General features: G+C 69.1%; 22 protein-coding genes. 9 read left to right on the top strand and 13 right to left on the bottom strand.

Annotation, left to right across the window (positions count from 1 at the left end; genetic code table 11):
• Positions 1-33: 33 nt before the first annotated feature.
• Positions 34-534 carry a YiaA/YiaB family inner membrane protein gene (locus IM738_RS23690; RefSeq protein WP_236963467.1) on the bottom strand — a complete coding sequence of 167 codons (501 nt, stop codon included), beginning with the start codon at positions 532-534 and terminating at the stop codon, positions 34-36.
• 238 nt (positions 535-772) lie between these two features.
• Here IM738_RS23690 and IM738_RS23685 point away from each other — a divergent pair, with 238 nt between their 5' ends.
• Positions 773-1150, top strand: coding sequence for a hypothetical protein (locus IM738_RS23685; RefSeq protein WP_236963466.1), 378 nt, complete (start codon positions 773-775; stop codon positions 1148-1150).
• Between the two features lie 53 nt (positions 1151-1203).
• Here the strand turns inward: IM738_RS23685 and IM738_RS23680 are convergent, their stop codons facing one another.
• Genes IM738_RS23680 through IM738_RS23645 form a run of 8 tightly spaced genes read right to left on the bottom strand, consistent with a single transcriptional unit; the run spans position 1204 to position 10059 of the window.
• On the bottom strand, positions 1204-2166 hold the full coding sequence (locus IM738_RS23680) for a phosphatidate cytidylyltransferase (RefSeq protein WP_236963465.1): 963 nt from the start codon (positions 2164-2166) through the stop codon (positions 1204-1206).
• Positions 2163-2903: a lysophospholipid acyltransferase family protein gene (locus IM738_RS23675; RefSeq protein ID WP_236963464.1), complete on the bottom strand. Its 741-nt coding sequence runs from the start codon at positions 2901-2903 to the stop codon at positions 2163-2165. The genes IM738_RS23680 and IM738_RS23675 overlap by 4 nt, the downstream gene beginning before the upstream one ends.
• Before the next feature lie 55 nt (positions 2904-2958).
• Positions 2959-3408, bottom strand: coding sequence for a hypothetical protein (locus IM738_RS23670; RefSeq protein ID WP_236966466.1), 450 nt, complete (start codon positions 3406-3408; stop codon positions 2959-2961).
• Entirely contained in the window at positions 3405-4787 is a 1383-nt protein-coding gene (locus IM738_RS23665) for a phosphatase PAP2/dual specificity phosphatase family protein (RefSeq protein WP_236963463.1), read from the bottom strand. Before IM738_RS23665 ends, IM738_RS23670 begins: the two co-directional genes overlap by 4 nt.
• Entirely contained in the window at positions 4784-6544 is a 1761-nt protein-coding gene (locus tag IM738_RS23660) for a bifunctional alpha/beta hydrolase/class I SAM-dependent methyltransferase (RefSeq protein WP_236963462.1), read from the bottom strand. The genes IM738_RS23665 and IM738_RS23660 overlap by 4 nt, the downstream gene beginning before the upstream one ends.
• On the bottom strand, positions 6541-7179 hold the full coding sequence (locus IM738_RS23655; protein ID WP_236963461.1) for a CDP-alcohol phosphatidyltransferase family protein: 639 nt from the start codon (positions 7177-7179) through the stop codon (positions 6541-6543). Before IM738_RS23655 ends, IM738_RS23660 begins: the two co-directional genes overlap by 4 nt.
• Positions 7180-7210: 31 nt before the next feature.
• A complete protein-coding gene (locus IM738_RS23650) occupies positions 7211-9145 on the bottom strand; it encodes an MFS transporter (protein ID WP_236963460.1) in 1935 nt (644 codons plus the stop codon).
• A 38-nt stretch (positions 9146-9183) separates the two neighbouring features.
• A complete protein-coding gene (locus tag IM738_RS23645) occupies positions 9184-10059 on the bottom strand; it encodes a hypothetical protein (RefSeq protein WP_236963459.1) in 876 nt (291 codons plus the stop codon).
• 128 nt (positions 10060-10187) lie between these two features.
• Between IM738_RS23645 and IM738_RS23640 the strand changes: the two genes are divergently transcribed.
• The 3 genes from IM738_RS23640 to IM738_RS23630 all read left to right on the top strand — a co-directional run bounded on the left by IM738_RS23640 (position 10188) and on the right by IM738_RS23630 (position 13292).
• Positions 10188-10919, top strand: coding sequence for a helix-turn-helix domain-containing protein (locus IM738_RS23640; protein ID WP_236963458.1), 732 nt, complete (start codon positions 10188-10190; stop codon positions 10917-10919).
• Positions 10920-11142: 223 nt separating this feature from the next.
• On the top strand, positions 11143-12021 hold the full coding sequence (locus IM738_RS23635; protein WP_236963457.1) for a ProQ/FINO family protein: 879 nt from the start codon (positions 11143-11145) through the stop codon (positions 12019-12021).
• Positions 12018-13292: an MFS transporter gene (locus IM738_RS23630; protein ID WP_236963456.1), complete on the top strand. Its 1275-nt coding sequence runs from the start codon at positions 12018-12020 to the stop codon at positions 13290-13292. Before IM738_RS23635 ends, IM738_RS23630 begins: the two co-directional genes overlap by 4 nt.
• Here the strand turns inward: IM738_RS23630 and IM738_RS23625 are convergent.
• From IM738_RS23625 to IM738_RS23615, 3 genes are read right to left on the bottom strand one after another with little or no spacing between them, the layout of a single operon-like run.
• Positions 13244-14542, bottom strand: a complete 1299-nt coding sequence (locus tag IM738_RS23625) for an FIST signal transduction protein (RefSeq protein ID WP_236963455.1) — start codon at positions 14540-14542, stop codon at positions 13244-13246. The two genes, IM738_RS23630 and IM738_RS23625, sit on opposite strands and share 49 nt — an antisense overlap.
• A 26-nt stretch (positions 14543-14568) precedes the next feature.
• A complete protein-coding gene (locus tag IM738_RS23620; RefSeq protein ID WP_336886536.1) occupies positions 14569-15663 on the bottom strand; it encodes a PhaM family polyhydroxyalkanoate granule multifunctional regulatory protein in 1095 nt (364 codons plus the stop codon).
• Between the two features lie 53 nt (positions 15664-15716).
• On the bottom strand, positions 15717-16556 hold the full coding sequence (locus tag IM738_RS23615) for an enoyl-CoA hydratase/isomerase family protein (RefSeq protein ID WP_236963454.1): 840 nt from the start codon (positions 16554-16556) through the stop codon (positions 15717-15719).
• A gap of 205 nt (positions 16557-16761) precedes the next feature.
• Here IM738_RS23615 and IM738_RS23610 point away from each other — a divergent pair, with 205 nt between their 5' ends.
• The 3 genes from IM738_RS23610 to IM738_RS23600 all read left to right on the top strand — a co-directional run bounded on the left by IM738_RS23610 (position 16762) and on the right by IM738_RS23600 (position 18140).
• Complete coding sequence (locus IM738_RS23610) at positions 16762-17148, top strand: TraR/DksA family transcriptional regulator (RefSeq protein WP_236963453.1); 387 nt, start codon at positions 16762-16764, stop codon at positions 17146-17148.
• 37 nt (positions 17149-17185) lie between these two features.
• Positions 17186-17563 (top strand): hypothetical protein, encoded by a 378-nt coding sequence (locus tag IM738_RS23605; protein WP_236963452.1) that lies wholly within the window; start codon positions 17186-17188, stop codon positions 17561-17563.
• A gap of 136 nt (positions 17564-17699) precedes the next feature.
• Complete coding sequence (locus tag IM738_RS23600; protein ID WP_236963451.1) at positions 17700-18140, top strand: VOC family protein; 441 nt, start codon at positions 17700-17702, stop codon at positions 18138-18140.
• Positions 18141-18205: 65 nt separating this feature from the next.
• On the opposite strand, the gene IM738_RS23595 is transcribed toward IM738_RS23600, so the two are convergent.
• The gene (locus IM738_RS23595) at positions 18206-19213 is read right to left on the bottom strand and encodes a fumarylacetoacetate hydrolase family protein (protein WP_236963450.1); all 1008 of its coding nucleotides are present in this window, start codon (positions 19211-19213) and stop codon (positions 18206-18208) included.
• A 167-nt stretch (positions 19214-19380) separates the two neighbouring features.
• On the opposite strand from IM738_RS23595, the gene IM738_RS23590 reads away from it, so the two are divergent.
• Both IM738_RS23590 and IM738_RS23585 read left to right on the top strand, forming a co-directional pair.
• The gene (locus IM738_RS23590; protein ID WP_236963449.1) at positions 19381-20262 is read left to right on the top strand and encodes an IclR family transcriptional regulator; all 882 of its coding nucleotides are present in this window, start codon (positions 19381-19383) and stop codon (positions 20260-20262) included.
• Between the two features lie 2 nt (positions 20263-20264).
• Positions 20265-21533 (top strand): DUF3108 domain-containing protein, encoded by a 1269-nt coding sequence (locus IM738_RS23585; RefSeq protein ID WP_236963448.1) that lies wholly within the window; start codon positions 20265-20267, stop codon positions 21531-21533.
• Positions 21534-21594 lie beyond the last annotated feature (61 nt).

The following is a 21594-nucleotide window of genomic DNA, read 5'->3' as shown; positions in this document are numbered from 1 at the left end:
GGTCAAAAGAAGGAGGGAGAAAGAGCGGCCGCTTCAGGCAACCGCCTGAGCAGCTGCCACCGAGCGTTCGGCCAGCACCTGCTGACGGCCCGCGACATGCGCCTCGGCGAGCTCCGCCTCGTGGCGGTCGCGCAGCGTCTTGGCCAGCGTGAACGCCGAGGTCACGAGATACAGCCAGCTCACGCCCAGGTAGGCCTTGTAGGTCTGATCGATCTGCATGCGCAGCAGGCCCCATAGCGTGAGCCCCATCGCCACACCAAAACCACCCCAGACCACGAAGCGCCACATCGGCGTCTCGGCCTCACCCGTGAGGCTGGCCTTCTGCGTGTCGCGCACCGCCTTGGACAACACAAACACCGTGGACAGGCAAAACACATAGCCCATCACCATGAACGCGCGGTCCAGCGCCTGCCCCGGCAGGTAAGCCAGACCGGTGGCACAGAGAAAGACCGCCAGTCCGAACGACACCCACACCTGGAGCTGCCAGGCGCGGGTGTCGCGCATCACGATGAGGGGGGAACGGGTGCTTGCCATGTGAAACCTCGGTGGGTTGTTGAACATGGGGCGGATGGTCAGCGGGCAGCACTATTCTTTGGGCTGAATTGATGGGCCAGATGCACATTGACCCACTGAAAGTCTCGTTATTCGATACCAAGACGGGCATCCTTCATGTGAGGCCTGCCGGTGGCAGTGCAACGCCATGGAGCGCTTGATGTCCGTCCGCCTTGCACGTACCCTGAGCCCTTCTTTGACCACCCCTCCGGAGGTTTCCATGCGTGCACCGTTGTCCTTGTTGCTGTTGCTCTTGCCACTGTCAGCCATGGCCCAGAGCGCCATGCCCACCGAGTTCCCGGCCGACTCGGCGGTTCTCCCTGCGGATGCGCTCCAGCAGCGCATGGCCGGCAAGGTCTACAAGGCCAAGCTGACGGACGGCGCCACCTGGCGCCTGGAGTACAAGGCCAACGGCTATGTCTTCCTGAACACCGGCACCGGTTTCAGCGACACCGGCAAGTGGTCGGTCAAGGGCGAACAACTGTGCACCGAGTGGAACCGTGCACCCTCTGGCTGCCTGGAAACCAGGGCCAACAACGAGGCGGTCTACATCAAGCGCAGCAACACGGGCGAAGTCGTGGCCCTGCGCCCCGATTGACGCAGCGGCCAGCAGGAAGGACTGCGGTTTTCACCAATCACCGGCCAGACACGTCAAGGCACCCACCAATACCGCACCGCATGAAAAAACACCGGGGCGGCGAAGATCACGGAATCGGTGCGGTCGAGCATGCCGCCGTGGCCTTCGATCATGCTGCCCCAGTCTTTCACGCCACGGTCGCGTTTGATGGCGGACATGACCAGCCCACCGAAGAAGCCCATGAGGCAGATCAGCAGCGCCATGCCGGCCGCCTGCAGCGGTGAAAAGGGCGTGATGCCGTGAAGTGCGGCGCCCAGCAGGGTGGCGCTGGCCACGCCGCCGATGAGGCCTTCCCAGGTCTTGGAGGGCGACAGCACGGGCGCCACTTTGTGTTTGCCCAGCAGCTTGCCCCAGATGTACTGAAGCACGTCGCTGCCCTGCACCACGATCACCAGGAAGGCAATGAGCAGCATGTTCTTGCCTTCAAAGCCGGTCACGGGCAGCGTGAGCAGGGCGGGCACGTGGCTGATGCAGAACACGCTGACCATCAGGCCCCACTGCACTTTGGAGGCGCGCTCCAGGAATCGCTGGGTGTCGCCGCCCGTGGCCGCCAGGATGGGCAGCAGCAGGAAGGCGTAGACCGGGATGAAGATGGAGTACATGCCGTACCACTCGGTCCACACGAGGAAGTACTGCATGGGCAGGGCCACGTAGAAGGCCGCGGCCATGGCGGTGTGGTCGCCGCGCCGGGTGTAGGCCAGGCTCAGGAATTCGCGCAGCGCGTGGAACGAGATCAGGAAGAACAGCGCCACCACGCCGTTCTTGCCGAACAGGAAGGCGATGCCGATGGCGCCCACCATGACCCACCAGGCGTTGATGCGCGAGCTCAGGTTGTCGATGACGGCGTGCGGCGCGCCGTGGGCCACGCGCCACTTGAGCACGGCGGCGATGCTGGAGGCGAGCACGAGCACGCCGGTGACGCCAACGAACAACCAGCCCGTGGGGGTGAAGAGGTGAAAGAAAGCGCCTGCGTTCATGCGCCGCTCCCGGGTGTCTGGGTGTCGCGGTTCGCGGGCGCTGAGGGTGGCGCCGGGGGTGCGGGGTCGGCCTCGCGGTCGTATTCGGGTCGCAGATCCAGCAGGGCCTGGCGCGCGCGTTGCAGGAATTGCTGTTTGTCTTCCTGGGGGATCAGTTCCAACGGCTCGCCGAAGCGCACGCTGCAGGCCAGCGGCACAGGCAGCAGCGCGCCTTTGGGCAACACGCGTTTCAGGTTTTCGATCCACACGGGCACGAAGCGCACATGGCCGAAGGAGCGGGCAAGGTGGTAGATGCCGCTCTTGAGCGGCAGCAGCACCGCTTCGCCGGTGTTGCGCGTGCCTTCGGGAAAGAGGATGAGCGAGTCGCCGGCGGTGAGCGCGGCGCCCATCTGCGCCAGCGGGTCGCCGCTGCCGGGGCCGCCCGCGCTGGCGTCGCGCCGGATCATGAGGGCGTTGAACACGTCGCGGCCGATGAAGCGGCGCAGGGCCGACGTGTTCCAGTAGTCCTCACCGGCCACGGGGCGGGTGAGCGTGCGCAGGTCGGGCGGCAGGGCGGCCCAGAGCAGCACGAAGTCGCCATGGCTGGTGTGGTTGGCGAAGTACACGGTCTGGTTGGCCGTGGGGCCTGTGCGGCTCCACAGGGAGCGCAGGCCGGTGATCAGGCTCGCCCCGGTGACGATGGTTTGCCGCGCCAGCGCGGCCAGCCACCGGCGTGGCGAGGAACCCTCAGGCTCCATGGGTGGGAGGGGTTGCGGGCGCGTGGAAGGAGAGGGGTCTGAGTTCACAACAAACCTAAAAAAACAAGGAGGCCAGCGCTGCGGCGGTTTGCAGCAGCACGAGCGCCAGATGCCGCTGGAGAAGGTTGCGGGTGCCACGCAGGCGGTCGCTCCACGGGCGCTCGGGCACGGCGCTTTGGCGCAAGCCGAGGTGGGCCAATGAGGTGTCCAGCGCATGCAGGCTGGGCATGTGCCCATGGCCCAGCTGGTGAAACAGGCGCTCGTCCAGTGCCAGCCGGAATCCGAAGTACCGCTCCATCAGACCACACAGCAGCACCAGCACCCACAGGCCGCCCACTGCTAGGGATGGCGGCGGCCAGGCCGCGCCCACCAGGACGGCGAGCAGGCTCAAGCCCAGCGACCAGGTGCCCAGCGTGCGCAGGCTGGCGCGCAACAGAGCGGCGAGCGCCAGCGCGTCGGCGCGTTCCTGTTCGCCCATGGGCTGCTGGCTCTGTTGCGGGCTCACCGGCCGCCTCCACCAGGGGCCGGCGAAGCCAGTTGCTTCAAGGCCCCCAGCCACCCCGGCCCCAGCACCAGCTGGGGCCGGGCCTGGCGGGTGCGGGCTTCGGCCTGGGCCAGATCGGACGTGCCCTGGTGCAGCAACTGCCAGGCCACCACCGCCGCGGCGCTGCGCGAAAAACCCAGCGCACAGCACACCCACACCGGCCCGCCCTGGCGGGCGCCGCGCTGGGCCTGCACCAGGTGGGCCGCGCGCCGCAGGCGGGCCGGGCTGGGCACCACCAGGTCCAGCAGCGGCAGACAACGGCTCACCGGCCGCGCGGCGGCGTGCAGCGGCAATTCAGCGCACAGGCTCACCAGCGCGGGCTGGCCGGCGGCCAGCCATTCGGCGTGGCGCGGGCGTCGCCCCAGCCACACGCCGGGCATGACCTCGACGCGGGGCGGCAGCCCGCGCGTCCAGGCCCAGGCGTTGAAGGCCGCGGCCCAAAGGTACGGCGCCAGCAGCCAGCGCGCCGACCAGTGCATGCGGCCACAGCGGTCCATGCGGAACCCGCGCGCGCCAAAGCCCAGGTAGTTCAAGGCCACCACGGCCAGCGACGCTGCCGGCCAGGCCAGCCAGAGCGCCAAGCCGCCCCACCCGAGCGCCAGCGCCAGAAAGGCGGCGGCCCCTGCAAAGTACAACCCGGCCAGTTTCAGCCGCTGCGGATCACGGCTCAACCGCCACGCCGCGGGCAAAGCCACCTCGCGCTCCAGCGGCCACAGCCACACGCAGAACAAACCGAGCAAGGCGCCGGTGGGGATGTCGATGAAGTGGTGCTGGTAGGTGGTGAGCACCGAGGCGCAGATGGCGAAGGTCCAGGCGTGCAGCAGTGCGCGCTGCCAGGTGTTGCGCATCAGCGGGCGGTACCAGTCCCACAGGATCACGGCGAGCGCGATGTGCAACGAAGGGGCCTGGTTGAAGGGCTGGTCAAAACCGCGCAGGGCCGCAAACAGGAAACCGGCGGCGCCGTGGGCCTCGGGCTGCCCGAAGCTGAAATGCAGCGGCCACAACACAAAGCAGGCCACGGCGATGAACTGCGCCGTGAGCAGACGGGCCGCGTGGCGGTCGATGCGGTGCTGGCTGCGGCTCAGGAACAGCGACAGGCCGTAGAAAGCGTTGATCGACCAGTAGGGGAAGACCGTCCAGTCCCAGAACGGGATGTGGCGCTCCCAGTCGAACACCACCGTGGGCACCTGCCCCGCGGCCCAGCGCTGCACCGCCCACCAGTTGGCCAGGCCGTAGGTCAGGTAGAACAGCGGCGCGAGCAGGGCCAGCCAGGCGGCGGAGCGCCGCCACGGCCAGGCGGCGGGTGCGCCCGGGTTCACAGCGCCTGAAGATGCACTCATGCCGCCTCACGCACCGCGAGGGACACGGTGAAGATGCCCCACTCGTCGATGCGCTGGGTGATCTTTCTGAAACCCGCAGCGGCCACGAGCTGGTCCATCTCGGCCTGCGTGCGGCGGCGCATCACCCAGGCCTGGCCCTGGCGGTGGCTGGTGAGGGCGCGCGCGATCATCTCCAGCTGCGGGTGCCAGGGCTGGCCGGTGTAGACCAGGTAGCCGCCCGGCGCCACCGCGTCGGCCACACCGGCCAGCGAGCGGGCGACCATGGCGTTGTCGGGGAACAGCTCGTACAGGCCCGAGACCGTGGCCAGCGTGGGGCGCGGCGTGGCGCTGGCCACCTGGGCGCGATCAAAAGCGTCGGCCTTCTCAAAACGGGCGGTGGCCTGCAGGCCGCGCTGCGCAATCAGCGCCTGGCCGTCGCGCACGTTGATGTCGCTGTAGTCGCGCAGCAGCACCGAGGCCACCTGCACCGGGCTGCTGGCCACGGCATCGAGCACGTAGCGCCCATGCCCGGCGGCGATGTCCATCAGCCGCACCTCGCGCCCGGCGGCGGCCAGGCGCTGCATGGCCTCGCGCAGCAGCTCTTCGACGTGCAGCTTGCGCTGGCGGATGCCGCGCCAGCCGATGGAGTCCAGGTACGCGCGGTCGATCAGGGCGCCCACCAGCGGAACGCCCTGGGCCTGGTTGCGGTACACGTAGTCCAGCGTGCTGCCGGAGTCGAAGCCGGTGGCATGCCCCAGGCGAACGCCATCGGACAGCAGGCCGCCCAGCTGGAGCCCGGCGCGTGTGCCGGCCCAGTACAGGCCGCGTGGGGACAGGGGTGAGAGCGGTTCGGCGAGCGCGCGCGCCTCGTCCGCCGTGGCGCCGCGCTGGTCGGCCTGGAGCAGGTTGACCGGTGTGGCGGGGGCGTCGAACTGCTTGAGCAAAAAGGCTCGCAAGGCCAACAGGGCGCTGGCGCGGTCGCGCTCACCCAGGGTGTCGTGGAAGAAACCCGGCAGCTCCAGCTTCTCTTTCACCGCGCTGCCCAGGCGCTCGAAGAACCGGTGTTGCGGCGGATGGTGCACCACCCAGTCGGCGCCCGAGATGAGCAGCTGCGTGGGCACCACGATGGCCTGCGCGTCGGCCACCACGCGCTCGGCCGCGTTGTACAGATCCAGCAGGATGTTGACCGCGATCGGGCGCGAGATCAGGGGATCGGCTTCGTAACTCGCGATGCGTTCGGGATCGTGGGTGAGGAACCTGGCCTTCACGTAGCTGTTCACGAAGAACAGCCCGCGCAGCTTGTGCATCAGCGCCAGGCCGGCGCGCGCGAACGGCACGTACAGCTTCACCTTAAACGCGGGCGAGGCCAGCGTCATGCCGCGGATGGTGGGGGCGTAATCGTGCGCCCAGGTGGACACCAGCACCGCGCCCACGCTCTGCGCGATGACGTATTGGTCGGTCTGTGCCACGCCGTGCTCGGCCGCGATGTGATCGACGAAGGTCTGCACGTCGCGCACCGAGGTGGCGAAGCTCGGGCTGTGGCCACGCTGGCCCGGCGAGCGGCCGTGGCCGCGCGCGTCCCAGGCGAAGAAGTCGAATTCGGGCAAGTTGAGTTCGTCCACCAGGTGGGCCATGCGCGCCCCGTGCTCGTGCCCCCGGTGAAACAGGACCACCGCGCCCCGCCGCTGTGCCGCCGTGGCCGGCCAGTGCCGGTAGAACAGCGAGACCCCGTCGTGGGTGGAAAAGTGGCGCTCTTGTACCGGCCGTGTGGTGTTCATGAACGCCCTTTTGTTGTGGTTGTTGAAGAAGAAACAGGGAGCTCGGCCAGGGCCGAACGCACGCGGCGCACGGTGGTGAGCGCAATGAGCAAGGCCAGCAAAGGCATCAGCCCGGCCGTCCAGCCCGGCAGGGGAATGCCCAGCGCCAGCGCCAGCCCCAGCGCGCCGAACACGAAAGCCCGGTCGCTCTTGCCCATGGGTCCGTCGTAGCGGCGGCTGGCCCCCACGGTGGGGCCCAGCGCGCCCGCGAACTCGGACAGCCCCGCCAGCACGATCACCAGCCCGAGCCAGAAGGGATGACCCGGCAGCACCAGCGCAAAGGGCAGGTACAGCGCGGCGTCGGACACCACGTCGGTGAGCTCGTTGAGGAAGGCGCCCAGCGGCGTCTGCTGCCCGTGTTCGCGCGCCAGCATGCCGTCGACCGCATTGAACGCCATGCGCACGAACATCCACAGCGGGACGAGCGCAAAGGCCTGCGGCGATGGTGCCAGGAAGAACAGGCCCAGCCCGAGCGCGACCGAGATCACACAGGCCAGCACCGTGACCTGGTTGGCCGTCACGCCCCAGGCGTGCAGCCGCACCACGCCCGGGCGCAGCAGGTTCTGAAACGCGGGTTTCAATTGATAGATCGACACACCACCCTCCCTCTGGAACAGCCGGAAATTATCAGAGCAGTTGCGCCACCCGCTCCCTCAGCGCATCCGGCGTCACCACCTCCACCTTCACCGCCGCCCCCACATTCAGCCCGACCCGGTTGAACAGCCCGCGCCGGAACGGTTTGACCATCGCGGTCGGCTGGCCGCCACTGAGCTCAATGCGGCTGAAGTAGGAGCCCCAGAGGTCGGTCAGCGCCATCGGGATCACGCGCACGTCCTGCACGCCGTCGGCCCTGGCCGTTTCAAGGATCTTCATGATGCCGCCCTTGAAGGGTTGCAGCGTGCCGTCGCGGGTGATGCCACCTTCGGGGAAGATGCCGAGCAGGTCGCCTTCGCGCAGCACCTTGGCCGATTCGAGGAACGCGGCTTCGTAGGCCGCCGGGTCTTCCTTTTGCGGCGCCACCGGGATGGCCTTGGCCAGCCTGAACAGCCAGCCGAGCACGGGCACCTTGAAGATGCGGTGGTCCATCACGAAGCGGATCGGACGCGGGCTCGCGGCCATGAGCAACACAGCGTCCACGAAGCTCACGTGGTTGCAGACCAGCACGGCCGCGCCTTCGGTGGGGATGTTCAGGTCGCCCTCCACCTTGAAGCGGTAGATCAATCGCGAGGCCACCCAGGCCACGAAGCGCAGCAGGTACTCGGGCACGAGCATGAAGATGTAGAACGCGACCACGGCGTTGGCCAGGCCCACCAGCCCGAAGAGCTGCGGGATGCTCACCCCGGCGCCGAGCAGCGCGCCCGCGAGCACCGAGCTGCCGATCATGAACAGCGCGTTGAGGATGTTGTTGGCCGCGATGATGCGGGCGCGGTGCGTGGGCTGGCTGCGCATCTGGATCAGCGCGTACATGGGCACGCTGTAGATGCCGGCAAAGAGAGAGAGCAGCGCCAGATCGGCCAGCACGCGCCAGTGCGCCGTCTCGCCCAGGAACGGGCCGAGCGTGAGCGCGACCGTGGACGGCGGCAGGCCACGCGAGGCGAAGTACAAGTCGATGGAAAAAACGCTCATGCCGATGGCGCCGAGCGGCACGAGGCCGATCTCGACATGGCGGCGGCTCAGGATTTCACACAGCAGCGCGCCCACGCCGATGCCGATGGAGAACACCACGAGCAGCAGCGAAGCCACCTGCTCGTCGCCGTGCAGCACGTCGCGCGCGAAGCTGGGGAACTGGCTCAGGAACACGGCGCCGAAGAACCACATCCAGCTGATGCCCAGCAGCGAACGGAACACGACGGTGTTCTCGTGCGCGAGCTTGAGGTTGCGCCAGGTTTCGGTGATGGGGTTCCAGTTGATCTGCAGCGCCGGGTCGGTGGCGGGCGAGACGGGCACGGCCTGAGCCAGCGCGCGGCCGATCACGGCCAGGCCCAGGCAGGCCGCGGCCACGTAGGTGGGGCCCACGAGCGGCATGGCGATCAGCAAACCGCCGGCCACGTTGCCCAGCAGGATGGCGACGAAGGTGCCCATCTCGACCATGCCGTTGCCGCCCGTGAGCTCGCGCTCGCTCAGGTGCTGTGGCAGGTAGGCGAACTTGACCGGGCCGAACAGCGTGGAATGCAGACCCATGAGGAACACGCAGCCCAGCAGCAGCGGCACCTGCTGGTGCATGAAGCCCCAGCCAGCGAGCAGCATGATGCCGATCTCCAGGCTCTTCACGAACCGGATCAGCACCTCCTTGGGGTACTTGTCGGCCAACTGCCCGCTGGTGGCCGAGAACAGCAGGAAGGGCAGGATGAACAGCGCGCCGATCACCAGGCCCGCCATCGAGGCAGGCAACCAGCTCACCTGCAGCTGGTAGGTGACGAGCACGGTGAAGGCGAACTTGAAGACGTTGTCGTTGCCCGCGCCGAAAAACTGCACCCAGAAGAAGGGGCCGAAACGGCGCTGCGTGAGCAGGGCGAACTGGTTGGCGTGCGCTGGCTCGATGGCGTGAGCGGTGGTGGACATGCGGTTCTCCTCCTGCGGGTGGTGGCGGGGCTGCTTGTTCATGCGCGGGGGGCGCCAGAGCCTGCTGGATTCTGCCGCAGGCGGGTGGACCGCAAGGCGGCGAGCACAGGCCAGGCCGCGCAGGCTGCGGCGAGGTGCTTCAGGCTGTGGCCCGAGACCGCTTCGGAGGTGGCGTGGAACACGGCGGCGTCGCCCAGCTCCAGCACCTTGGCCAGCGCATAGAGGCCGATCAGCGCGCCGAGGCGGATGCCGACGGCGCCCACCGCAGGCTGCTGCCAGGCGGCCCAGGCGATGAGCGCCATGCCGCCGAACTGCACCACCGCCCAGGGCAACACGTTGCCGAGCAGCTGCGGCAGTGTGGCCGACACCACCGCGAGACCCGAGGCCACCCAAAGCGTGTGGCGCGCCGGCGCCTGGCCCACGCGCTCGGCCACGGCCAGCGACAGGGCGCCCGCGAACGTGATGGCCATGCCCAGGCGGTCCCACACCAGGCCGGCCGGGTCGGGCGCCCAGTGGTACCAGGCCGAGCCAAAGCCGGTCAGCAGCAGGCCGGCGAAAAACACCTGCGCCGCGCGGCGCGTGGCCTCGGGCAAGCCACGGCGCGGCAGGGCCAGCGAGCCCCAGGCGCCGGCCAGCGCCAGCGGCAGGTTGCTGAGCACGTCCATGGCGTTGGGCAGGCCGAGCAGCGGGCGCGCGTCCACGAAGGGGTGGCCGTGGGCGTGGAGGGGGTGGTGGCCGTGCGGGTTGAGCGCGATGCCCAGGGCGTCGAGGGCCATCGGCCCCACCCACAGGGCGACGAGCCAGAGCGTGATCAGGCAGAAGGCCCAGGCGAGCAAGGCGGTGTCGGTGGACGCGGCGGGGCCGGACACAGCAGCCCGTCGGTGGGCCTGGGGATGGAGGGCGGGCAATCGCATGGGGGCTCCGGTGGAGGGGGTGGATCAAGCGCCCGCAGTGTCTGGCGCTCCCTCGCACCGGGGAATCACATTGCGATACAGTGCCCACCAGTTTCACCACCGGTACCGTGATCCGATACCCAGTCGCCATGAGCACCACCCTGGACCTCGTCGCCGCCGTCAAGAAAGAGCTCAAGGCCGCGCAGATGACCTACGCCGACCTGGCCTTGGCCATGGGCATGGCGGAATCGAGCGTGAAACGCATGCTGGCCAAGGGCGACATGTCGCTCTCGCGGGTGGACGAGATCTGCCGCGCGCTCAAGCTGGACTTCGCCGAGCTCGCGCGCCGCGTGGCCGACGCGCAGCCGCTGTTGAAGGAAATGACGGCCGAGCAGGAGCGCGCGGTGGTGGCCGACAAGAAGCTGCTGCTGGTGGCGATCTGCGTGCTCAGCCAGTGGACGCTGGAGCAGATGACGGCGAGCTACCGGCTCAGCGAGGCGGACTGCGTGAAGTACCTGGTGCAGCTCGACCGCATCGGCATCATCGAACTGCGGCCCCTGAACCGCTACCGCCTCAAGCTGGCCAAGACCTTCCGCTGGCGGCCACACGGCCCGGTGATGAACTACTTCCGCGACCACGCGCTGCTCGACTACTTCGCGGGCGGCTTCGACGGCAGCGGCGAAGGGCTGATGCTGGTGCACGGCTCGGTGAGCCGCACGCTCGCGCCGCTCTTTCTGGAGCGGCTGCAGCGCGTGGCGCAGGACTTCGCGCAGCAGCACCAGACCGACCAGAAGCTCGCCGCCAAAGACCGCGAGGGCTACACGCTGGTGCTGGCGATGCGGAGCTGGGAATTCGAAGCCTTTGCGCAGCTGCGCAAATAGACCGTCCACCCCCGCCGCGCTGCGCGCGACCCCCTCAAGGGGGCAACGCTGGCGGCCCGGCAAAGCCGGCTCCGCGGCGTTCTGGGATGAACTTCACTTCTCGCGTTGCGGATCGGTTCTGCGGGGCTTGCCTTGCCGCTGTGACGGTCCGATGGGCCGGGCTGGCATGATGTCGGGCTTGCCCGGGAATCGGGCTTCTTTCATTTCTGCTCCGCACGCCACCATGAACGCCACCGACCACGACACGCCCGACAACGCCGCACCGGCACCCGCTGACAGCCCCGCGGCGCAACCGGCCGGTGCCGACCGACCGCCCCGCCGCAACGAGGGGCGCAACAGGGGCAACTCCGGCGGTCGCAACGGCGGCGGCCGCCGCCCGCAGCGCCCGGCCAACGCCGAGCGTCCCGCCGGCCAGGCGCCCGCGCGCCCGCACCCCGTGCTCGACCAGCTGGCCACCCTGGTCCCCGTGCTGTTTGGCGAGCCGCTGCTGCCGCTCAAGCGCGGCATCTATGAAGACCTGCTCGCGGCCCACCCCGATGTGCTGGACAAGGACAGCCTGAAGGCCGCGCTGGCGCTGCACGCGCGCTCCTCGCGTTACCTCACGGTGGTGGCCTCGGGCCTGCCGCGGCACGACCTGAGCGGCCAGCCCGTGGAAGCGCTCACACCCGAGCAGGTGCACCACGCGCTGATCGAGGTGTTCCGCCGCCGTGGCGCGCGCAGCCGCGAAGACCTGCGCCCCAAGCTGCGCCAGCGCATCCTGCAGGCGTACGAAGCCTCGGGCCTGCCGCGCGACGAGTACGCCCAGCGCGTGCGCGGCCGCGACGAAGAGGTGAACCAGCTCACCCAGGACGCGCTGGCCGTGGCCGCGACGCGCGAAGCACGCGAAGAAGCGCTGCTGCGCGCCTTCGACGCCAGCGGCAAAACCGTGGAAGCCTTTGCCGACATGTACGGCATGCACGTGCTCGACGCCAACCGCACGCTGGAGCGCGCGCGCGCTCACCTGGCCCGCCAGGCCCTGGCGCCCGCGCCGGACACGGCCGTGGTGGCCCGCGCGGCCAACGAAGCAGACCCGGCGCCAGAGACCCCTCCGCCCGCACCATGAACCCGCAGCCGCCCGACGCCAACGCTGAATCACCCTACGCGTGGTGCCGGTTGATGGTGTCGCTGGCGCTGATGACGCTGGGCGGCGTCGGCATGTATTCGGTGACGGTGGTGTTGCCGCGCATCCAGGCCGACTTTGACGTGGCGCGTGGTGACGCCTCGCTGCCTTACACACTGACCATGGTGGGCTTCGGCCTCGGCGGCGTGCTGATGGGCAAGCTCGCCGACCGGTTTGGCGTGATGGTGCCGGTGCTCGGCGGCTCGGTCGGTCTGGGTCTCGGTCTCATTGCGGCGGGCGCGTCGGGCAGCCTCTGGCAGTTCAGCCTGGCGCAGGGCCTCCTGATGGGCCTGCTCGGCACCTCGGCCACGTTCGCGCCGCTGGTGGCCGACACCTCGCGCTGGTTCACGCGGCGGCGCGGCACCGCGCTGGCGATCTGCATGAGCGGCAACTACCTGGCCGGCGCGGTCTGGCCGCCGGTGATCCAGCACTTCGTCGAGTCCCACGGCTGGCGCCAGACCTACATGGGCATCGGCGCCTTCTGCCTGGTGGTGATGCTGCCGCTGGCGCTGGTCTTGCGCCGCCGGCCGCCCGAGCTGCCCGCGCCGGTCGCCGCGGCATCGCAACCGGGTCTTTCAGTGAACACCGAGCGCCCGCTCGGCCTCTCGCCCGGCACGCTGCAGGCGCTGCTGTGCGTGGCCGGCGTGTCGTGTTGTGTCGCGATGTCGATGCCGCAGGTGCACATCGTGGCCTACTGCACCGATCTCGGGTTTGGCGCGGCGCGCGGCGCGGAGATGCTCTCGGTGATGCTCGGCATGGGCATCGCGAGCCGCCTGATCTCGGGCTGGATCTCCGACCGCATCGGCGGCCTGCGCACCCTGCTGCTGGGTTCGGTGCTGCAAGGCGTGGCGCTGCTGATGTTCCTGCCGTTCGACGGGCTGGTGCCGCTGTACCTGATCTCGGGCCTGTTCGGCCTGTTCCAGGGCGGCATCGTGCCCAGCTACGCGCTGATCGTGCGCGAACATTTCTCGCCCGCGCAGGCCGGCGCGCGCACCGGCACCGTGCTGATGGCCACGCTGTTCGGCATGGCGCTGGGCGGCTGGATGTCGGGGGTGATCTTCGACCTGACCGGCTCCTACCAGGCCGCGTTCATCAACGGCATCGGCTTCAACCTGCTGAACCTGGCGATCGTGGTGTTCCTGCTGCGGCGCGCGCCGCGTCGCGGTCAGGGTGCCGGCACCGGCGCCGTGAACACGGTCAGCACGCCGGTGTAACCGTAGAGCTGCTGGTGGGCGATTTCGCCGCCAGCGAAAAAGCCGACCAGCGGCACGTCGCCCAGCGCGCGGCGCACGATCTGCAGCTCGGCGCTGGGCGCGCCAAAGTGCAAACCGCCCCGTCCCGAGCAACTCACATACACCGCGCCCACGATCTGACGCGCGGCGGGCGCCTCCGCTTCGGAGGCGTCACCGGTGATGGCGCTCAGGCTCAGGATTTCGGGCTCCAGCTCTTCGCGGATCTCGCTGCACACGCGCACCAGGTCGGCGCTCGCGGCCTTGGCGTGGCGCTCGCAGAACGCGAGCTGCGCGCCCAGCGGCGGGTGCTCGGCGATCGCCACGCCCTTGCGCGCCGGGTCCAGGCCGATGATGTGGCGCACCAGGACCTCGGGGCCGAACTGGCCGCGCACCTGGCGCCGCAACGCGCCCTCGCCGTCGGCCAGGCGGTGCTGCGGCAGGGTGAGACCCACCAGCGTGCGGCGCAGCCGCTCCATGGCCTGCTGCGGCTGCGCCAGCGACACGCCCAGCTCGCGCAACAACACGTCGAGCGCGGGTTCGCCGTCGAGCTCCAGCACCAGGTTGCCGTCCACGGCGGTGATCTCGCGCTCGCGGTCCACCGGCTGCGCACCCTGGGTGACGCGCGACACCAGGGCCACGTCCGGCCCGAAGGCGACACCGCTGAGCCCGCCCGACAACACGCCGCCGGCCGCCCCCTGCCCGTTCAGGTTGCCGGCGCTGCTGGCCGCAAACTGCACGCTGGCCGAGCGGCTGCCCACGAGCCCGCCGAACACATAGCCCGACTGCGTGCGCTCGGCCACCTCGGCAATGAGTTCGGCGAGATCGTTCGAGCCGGGGTCGGCGTGCAGCAGCGCGGTGTGGGCGACAAAGCCGCCAGGCTCGGAGCCGCTCGCGGGCAGCGGCGCCACGCCGCTGAATACGCGGTACTGGTCGGGGCTCAGGTCGCAGAGCATCACTGCGAGCGCGGGCTCGTCGAAGTACTCGACGTTGTTGGCCGCAATGCCCACCCCCACGGTGCCGGCCCAGTCGGTCACCTCGGGCAACTCGGCGCTGAGGTGACTGAGGATGTCCTGGGCCTGTGCGGCGTAGTGGTCGGTGATGTAGAGCAGGGCCAGCGCGGGCGCGTGGGCGTAGGTCGGCAGCGCCATCTGCGCGCGCAACTGAGCGAGCACCAGCGCGGCGGCCATGCGCCATTGCGGGTGGGTGGCGTGGGCGTAGGGAAAGAGCTTCATGCGGGACGGTTTCGCGGGCTGGGCGCTCAGCGGCGCGCAGCGGGTTTCTTTTTGGCGGCGGCCTTGCGCGCGGCCGGGGCGGCGGCGGGCTTCTGGGCCGGCATGAAGCCGGGGAAAAAGGCGGTGGGCATCGGCCAGTCGCCGGTGGACAGGGGCTGCGCCGCCACGGGCGCCGGGCTGGCGGCGGGGCGGCGCACCGCCTTTTTCTTCGCGGCGGGCTGGGGTTTGGCTTTGGCTTTGGCTTTCGGAGCGGGCGCCGGGGCTGGGGCCTTGGCCTTGACCGGGGCCTTCTTGCCGCTGACCGCGCGCACCGCCGCCTGGCCCATGCCGGCCGCCATGCCGACATTGCGTGCCACGCTGTCGCCGATCTTTCGGCCCGCCTTGCCGGCCATGCCGGTGGCCGTCTTCACCGCCTGCTCGGTCAGGCCGCTGGCGACGTTGCGCGTCGCGTCGAGCGCGCCCTGTTTGGCCACGTCTTTCATCGCCGTGGTCGCGATCTGCTGGAACTGCTGCGACAGCGCGCCCCACCACTGCAGCGGATCGATCACGCCGCCGGTGAGCGCGGACGGCTCGCCCGTCGCCGCTGCGGCGGCCTTGCGCGACTTCTTCACCGGCTCGGGTGCGGCGGCTTCCTCGGGGGCGTCGTCCTCCGCGTCTTCCTCGTTGTCTTCGACTTCCGGCTCGGGCGCCCGCTCACCGTAGGTGCGGGGCGGGATCTCCAGACCGGCGAAGCCCTTGGGCGCAGCGGGGGCCGGCACGACCCCGGCGAACCCGGCCATGGCCTCGGTGGCCTTGAGCTTGAGCGAATTGGCCACGTCGCCCAGGCTGAAGTTCATGGTCTTGAGCGTGGCCAGCGTCATCTTCTGCACCTCCAGCGCCTGGATGGTGGCGGCCAGCGCCTTGGCGTTCTGGTCGAGCCAGAACTGCACGGCCTTGAGCTCGTCGATGCGTTTTTCCAGGTCCTCGACGTTGAAGGTGGGGGCCACCCAGTTGCCGAGGTTGGGCATCTGCGGCACGCTTTTGCCCAGGCCCTGGACCACGCCACCGGCGGCCTGCCCCGCGAGGTTTTGCAGGAACTCGAAACCGGGCACGAATTTGCCGAAACCGCTGGCGTCGCTCATGGCTGTCTCCTCTGGGGTGATCTGGGAAGAAAGGTCGCTGCCGGATCGGGTGCTCAGTCGTCCACGCCGTAGCGGGGGGCGCGTCGCTCACGCAAGGATGCCACACCTTCGCGCACATCGGGCCCGGCAAAACCCATGAATTCCAGCGCCAGCGAGGTGTCGAACGCGGGGCCGGCCTGGCGCAGCCAGTTGTTGAGCGAGTACTTGGTCCAGCGGATCGCGGTCTGGCTGCCCGAGGCCAGGCGGTCGGCGACCTCGTAGGCCTTGTCGAGCAACTGCGCCTCGTCCACCGCGAGCGACACCAGCCCGATGCGCTCGGCCTCTTCGCCACTGATCGGTTCGCACAGCATGAGGTAGTACTTGGCCTTAGCCAGCCCGCACAGCAAGGGCCAGACGATGGCCGCGTGGTCACCGGCCGCCACACCCAGGCGCGTGTGGCCATCGACGATCTTCGCGCTCTTGGCCGCGATGGAGATGTCGGCCAGCAGGCCGGCCACCAGGCCCGCGCCCACGGCCGGGCCGTGCATGGCACTGACGATGGGCTTGTCGCAGTTGATGACGTTGTAGACCAGGTCGCGCGCCTCCTTCCAGACGCGGGTGCGCACCTCGAAATCGGTCGCCATGTCCTGCACCAGCGCGAGGTCGCCGCCGCCCGAGAAACCCTGGCCGCTGCCGCGCAGCACGGCACAGCGCACCGAGTCGTCACGCCCCACATCGCGCCAGATCTCGCTCAGCTCCCAGTGACCGTCGTGGCCGGCGGTGGGCAGCTTGCCGTTGCCGCCCGGGCCATCGGCGCGCATCTGGATGTCGAGCACCGAAGGCACGCCGTTCACGGCGGGGCCGCGCCGGGTGATGGCGAGGGTCTGGTAACGGCTGTAGTCGACGGCGGGCATCAATGGCACTCCTGGGAAAAGGGTCGGAACATGCGCCCGATTCTGCGTCCGATTCGCCGGGTGTCCGCCGGGGATTTGCCCCTAGCCACAGCGCCCCCGGCGGGACAGCTTGACGTTGGTCAAGGCACCGCACAGACGGCGGGTGCAACATGGGTTCACAGTTCAGGAACCGCCTTTTCCGATCACCAATTCACGAGAAGAACACATGACCACCCCCCTCTCAGACACCTTTTCCCAACAGTTGCGCGGCATGCGCGCAGACGTGCTGGCCCAATTGCGCGCGCAGCGCGGCGGCCAGATCGGCCGGGCCGAAGCGGCCGCCGAGGCCCGTGAGCACGAGAGCGACGACTGGGCGCAGGCCGACGCCGAACGTGACCTGGCCTTTGCGCTGGAAGAGCGCGAGTCGGCCGAGCTGATTGCCATCGACGCCGCGCTGCAGCGCATCGCCGACGGCAGCTATGGCCTGTGTGTCGACTGCGGCGACGCCATCGCCAACGCCCGGTTGCACGCCAACCCCACGGCCCTGCGCTGCGTGGGCTGCCAGGACAAGACCGAACAGGCCAGCGGCGCGGTGCGCCCGGCCAGCTACTGATCCCTTTCCCAACCCACCCTTTCCAAGGAAAACCCGCATGACCACTTTCCACGCCGTTGTCTGGATGGACCACACCGAAGCCCACGTGCTGATGTTCGACAAGGAGCACGTCGAGGCACAGCGGATCAAGGCACGCAGCCACCACACGCCCAAACACGGCCACGTCGGCGCCGACAAGGACTTCTTCAAGCAGATCGCTGACGCGCTGACCGGCGTGACCGAGGTGCTGCTGACCGGCCCGGCCAACGCCAAGATCGAGTTCCGCGATTTCTGCAAGCACAACGCCCACGCCGTCGACAAGGCGGTGGTCGAGGTGGTCACCACCGACCACCCGAGCGACGCCCAGGTGGTCGCGATGGCACGCCAGTACTTCACCCGGTACGACCAGACCGCCGCCGATCCGAGCATGAAGTAGCCCCCCGCGCCGCTTCGCGTCACCCCCAGGGGGAGGCACTGGGGTTAGAAGCGCATTGCGGCGCTCCGGCACCATGGAAAACACAAATGCAAAAGCCCACCGGCACGCGCCGGTGGGCTTTTGTTATTCTGCGGCGATGTCCATCCAGCCCACCACCCTGCCCGCGCGCAGCCTGTTTCACTTCGCGTTCCACGTCACCGATCTTGACGAGGCGCGCCGCTTCTACGGCGGCGTGCTGGGTTGCACCGAGGGCCGCAGCACCGACACCTGGGTGGACTTCGACTTCTTCAGCCACCAGATCTCGCTGCACCTGGGGGAGCCGTTCAAGACCACGCGCACCGGCCGGGTGGGCGAGCACCTGGTGCCAATGCCTCATTTCGGTCTCGTGATGCGCTTGCCCGAGTGGCAGGCGCTGGCAGCGCGCCTGCAGGCCGCGGGCGTGGACTTCGTGCTGCCGCCGCAATGCCGCTTCGAAGGGCAGCCGGGCGAGCAATGGACGATGTTCTTCTGCGATCCCTTCGGCAACCCGATCGAGGTGAAGGGATTTGCCACGCTGGACGCGATGTTCGCCAGCTGAACCGGCGGCGCCTCCATGACACAGGGCCCCGAAGGGCCCTGGACAACGGTTGACTGCCGTGGGGATCAGTCCAGCGACGCGATCTTCTGGTCGATGGCGCCGAAGATGCTCTGGCCGTCCTTGCCCTTCATCTCGATGCGGATGGTGTCGCCGAACTTCATGAATTCGGTCGTCGGCTTGCCATCCAGAATGGTCTCGATGCAGCGCTTTTCGGCGATGCAGCTGTAGCCCTTGGGCCAGTCCTTCTTGCCATCCACCTCGATGCCCTTGTTGCTCACCGTGCCGCTGCCCACGATGGAGCCGGCGCGGACGTTTCGCGTCTTGCCGATGTGGGCGATGAGCTGGCCGAAATGAAAGGTCATTTCGGGGCCGGCGTCGCACATGCCGACCTTGCGGCCGTTCCAGGTCGACTGCAGCGTGAGGTGCAGGCGCCCGCCCTGCCAGGCGTCGCCCAGCTCGTCGGGCGTGACGGCGACCGGGCTGAAGGCTGTGGCCGGTTTGCTCTGGAAGAAGCCGAAGCCCTTGGCCAGCTCGTTGGGGATCAGGTTGCGCAGCGACACGTCGTTGACCAGCATCACCAAGCGGATGCCGTCGAGTGCCTGCTCGGGGGTGCAGCCCATGGGCACGTCGCCCGTGACCACGGCGATCTCGGCCTCGAAGTCGATGCCGAAGTCTTCACTCGGCACCACCACGTCGTCGCGCGGGCCGATGAAGTCGTCGCTGCCGCCCTGGTACATCAGCGGGTCGCTGTAGAAGGTGGCCGGCACCTCGCTGTGGCGCGCCGCGCGCACCAGCTCGACGTGGTTCAGGTAGGCCGAGCCGTCGGCCCACTGGTAAGCCCGCGGCAGCGGTGCCATGCACATGGCCGGATCGAAGGGAAATGCATGGCGCGCCTTGCCCTGATTCAGCGTGACATACAGGTCGTGCAACTGGGGGCTGAGGAAGTTCCAGTCGTCCAGCACCTGCTGCAGCTTGGTGGCGATGCCCGTCGCATAATGGGCGGTCGAAAGGTCGCGCGAGACCACCACCAGTTGTCCGTCGCGTGATCCGTCTTTGTAAGTGGCGAGTTTCATTCAGTCTCCTGCTGCCGCATGGCGTTGTTTCGTGATTACGAATAGTGAAATTGATTAACCTATACGTAAAACCTGGATTCTAGATCAATGCGCCGAAAAACGTGCACACCGGCCTGAAAAACACCCGGTCCGGGCACGCCAAGGCACCGACCGCCGCCTCACCACCCATGCCTGCAGCGAAATCCCCCGCCACGCCGAAGTCACCCGCCCGCCGCGAACCCCCGGTCAACGACACCGACCACCTGCGCGCGGGCATCCAGTCGGTCGAGGTCGGCTTCGAGCTGCTCAACGCCCTGTCGCAGGCCCCCGGCGCGCTGATGCTGCGCGACCTGGCCGCCGCCGCCGGCATGAGCGCGGCCAAGGCGCACCGCTACCTCGTGAGTTTCCAGCGCATGGGCCTGGTGATGCAGGACCCGGTGAGCACGCGTTACGACCTGGGCCCCGCCGCGCTGCGGCTCGGCCTGGCCAGCCTGAGCCGGCTGGACGCGGTGAAACTGGCGCGCGAACGCATCGACGGCCTGCTGGCCGAAACCGGCCACACGCTGGCCATCGCCGTCTGGGGCAACCAGGGCCCGACCATGGTCCACTGGAGCGAAGCGCCGCAGACCGTGCCGGTCACGCTGCGGCTGGGCGACGTGATGCCTTTGCTCACCTCCGCCACGGGGCGCTGCTTTGCCGCGTTCATGGGGCAGGAGGGCCGCGACGCCCAGCGCATCGCGCCGATGATCCGCGAGGAACTGGCGCGCGTGAAGAAGATGCCCCGCAGCGGCCTGCCGCTGGTGGACGTGCCACAGACGCTGCAGGACGTGCAGGCCATTCTGGAAGAGACCCGCGCCCAGGGCCTGGGGCGCGTGGTGCACAGCCTGCTGCCGGGCGTGGGCGGTTTCTGTGCCCCGGTCTTCGATGCCCAGGGGCGCCTCGCGCTCGGCCTCGTGGTGCTCGGTTCGGTGGCCACGCTCGACACCGACTGGGCCGGTACACCGGCCAGCGCGTTGCGGCGCTGTGCGCAACAACTCAGTGCCGACCTCGGCCACCGCCAGCCTGCCTGAACATGAACGCGCCCACCGTGCACCGACCGACCGTCCATCCAGGCGAAGCGGCTCCCCGTGGCAGCGTGCTGCTCGGGCTGGGCGCCGGCGTGCTGCTGGCGCACCTGAGCCTGCTGAGCGGCGGCCTGTCGGGCTTCTCGCTGGACTTCTTTGCGGCACCGGACACGGAACTGGCGGGCACCGCCCCCACGCCCGGCCAACCCACACCGCCCGCCACGGCCACCGCAGATCTCCCGCAGGCCCTGCCCGAACCGGTTCGCACCAGCCGGGTGCGCTGGATCATGCCCAAAGCACCGGAACCCGAACCCGTGCCAGAGCCCGAGCCGCCTCCCAAGGTCGTCCAGAAGGCGCCACCGCCCGAACCCGAGCCCGAACCGGAACCCGAGCAGGTCGAGCCGGTGGTTGACGCACCGATCGAGCCTGTGCCCGAGATCGTGACCGTCGAGCCGGTGATCGAGGAGCCACCCACCGAGGTGGCCATGGTGCCCCCGCCGGAACCGGTGCCGGAGCCGGCGGTCGCGCCGCAACCCCCGGTGTCGGACCTGCCCGCCGGCGCACAGGTCGCTGCGGGCACGGTGCGGGGCGCGGGGGTCGGGGTGTCCGACGCCCGCCTGGCGCCTGCCGTGGCGCCGCCCAGCGCGCAGCTCAAATACGACGTGAAGGGCCTGGCCAAGGGCTTCAACTACACCGCCACCGGCCGCCTGGACTGGACCAACAACGGCTCCCAGTACGAAGCCAGCATGACGGTCAAGGCGCTGTTCCTGGGCAGCCGCGGCCAGACCAGCATGGGCGGCCTCAACGACAAGGGCCTTGCCCCGGACCGTTTCACCGACCGCAGCCGCAGTGAACGGGCCGCGCACTTCGAACGCGCCAGCGCCAAGGTCCGCTACAGCAACAACGCGCCCGACGCCGTGCTGCTGCCGGGCATGCAGGACCGGCTGTCGGTCAACTTCCAGCTCGCCGGCCTGTTCAATGCCCGCCCGGACGCCTACGCCGAAGGGCAAACGCTGCGCCTGCCGGTCAGCAGCATCGACATGGCCGAGGTGTGGCTGTTCCAGGTCGGCCCCCAAGGGGCCGAGACCCTGCCCGCCGGGGAGGTGGTGGCGCGCAAGCTCACCCGCAGCCCGCGGCGGGAATTCGATCGCAAGGTCGAGATCTGGCTGGCACCCAGCCTGTCGCACCTGCCCGTGCGGCTGCGCATCACCGAACAGAACGGTGACTTTGTGGACATGAAGCTGGATGAGCTGCCGGTCCTGCCAACGGTCCACTGAAGCAAAGCGGCCGTTGAAACCCGGAACTGTGCTTAAAAACACACGCATCTTGAATCTTCTC

It is taken from the genome of Hydrogenophaga sp. SL48 (assembly GCF_021729865.1).
GTDB lineage: Bacteria > Pseudomonadota > Gammaproteobacteria > Burkholderiales > Burkholderiaceae_C > Hydrogenophaga.
Note: the sequence above shows the minus strand (reverse complement) of the source record. Positions and strands in the feature narration are given on the sequence as shown.

Bases quoted from the DNA above. Each gene is read 5' to 3' on its own strand.
- IM738_RS23585 (WP_236963448.1), top strand. From the start codon at position 20,265: ATGAACGCGCCCACCGTGCACCGACCGACCGTCCATCCAGGCGAAGCG.
- IM738_RS23615 (WP_236963454.1), bottom strand. From the start codon at position 16,556: ATGCCCGCCGTCGACTACAGCCGTTACCAGACCCTCGCCATCACCCGG.
- IM738_RS23635 (WP_236963457.1), top strand. From the start codon at position 11,143: ATGAACGCCACCGACCACGACACGCCCGACAACGCCGCACCGGCACCC.
- IM738_RS23675 (WP_236963464.1), bottom strand. From the start codon at position 2,903: ATGGAGCCTGAGGGTTCCTCGCCACGCCGGTGGCTGGCCGCGCTGGCG.
- IM738_RS23640 (WP_236963458.1), top strand. From the start codon at position 10,188: ATGAGCACCACCCTGGACCTCGTCGCCGCCGTCAAGAAAGAGCTCAAG.
- IM738_RS23680 (WP_236963465.1), bottom strand. From the start codon at position 2,166: ATGAACGCAGGCGCTTTCTTTCACCTCTTCACCCCCACGGGCTGGTTG.
- IM738_RS23595 (WP_236963450.1), bottom strand. From the start codon at position 19,213: ATGAAACTCGCCACTTACAAAGACGGATCACGCGACGGACAACTGGTG.
- IM738_RS23665 (WP_236963463.1), bottom strand. From the start codon at position 4,787: ATGAGTGCATCTTCAGGCGCTGTGAACCCGGGCGCACCCGCCGCCTGG.
- IM738_RS23685 (WP_236963466.1), top strand. From the start codon at position 773: ATGCGTGCACCGTTGTCCTTGTTGCTGTTGCTCTTGCCACTGTCAGCC.
- IM738_RS23625 (WP_236963455.1), bottom strand. From the start codon at position 14,542: ATGAAGCTCTTTCCCTACGCCCACGCCACCCACCCGCAATGGCGCATG.
- IM738_RS23690 (WP_236963467.1), bottom strand. From the start codon at position 534: ATGGCAAGCACCCGTTCCCCCCTCATCGTGATGCGCGACACCCGCGCC.
- IM738_RS23650 (WP_236963460.1), bottom strand. From the start codon at position 9,145: ATGTCCACCACCGCTCACGCCATCGAGCCAGCGCACGCCAACCAGTTC.
- IM738_RS23630 (WP_236963456.1), top strand. From the start codon at position 12,018: ATGAACCCGCAGCCGCCCGACGCCAACGCTGAATCACCCTACGCGTGG.
- IM738_RS23645 (WP_236963459.1), bottom strand. From the start codon at position 10,059: ATGCGATTGCCCGCCCTCCATCCCCAGGCCCACCGACGGGCTGCTGTG.
- IM738_RS23660 (WP_236963462.1), bottom strand. From the start codon at position 6,544: ATGAACACCACACGGCCGGTACAAGAGCGCCACTTTTCCACCCACGAC.
- IM738_RS23590 (WP_236963449.1), top strand. From the start codon at position 19,381: ATGCCTGCAGCGAAATCCCCCGCCACGCCGAAGTCACCCGCCCGCCGC.
- IM738_RS23605 (WP_236963452.1), top strand. From the start codon at position 17,186: ATGACCACTTTCCACGCCGTTGTCTGGATGGACCACACCGAAGCCCAC.
- IM738_RS23610 (WP_236963453.1), top strand. From the start codon at position 16,762: ATGACCACCCCCCTCTCAGACACCTTTTCCCAACAGTTGCGCGGCATG.
- IM738_RS23620 (WP_336886536.1), bottom strand. From the start codon at position 15,663: ATGAGCGACGCCAGCGGTTTCGGCAAATTCGTGCCCGGTTTCGAGTTC.
- IM738_RS23600 (WP_236963451.1), top strand. From the start codon at position 17,700: ATGTCCATCCAGCCCACCACCCTGCCCGCGCGCAGCCTGTTTCACTTC.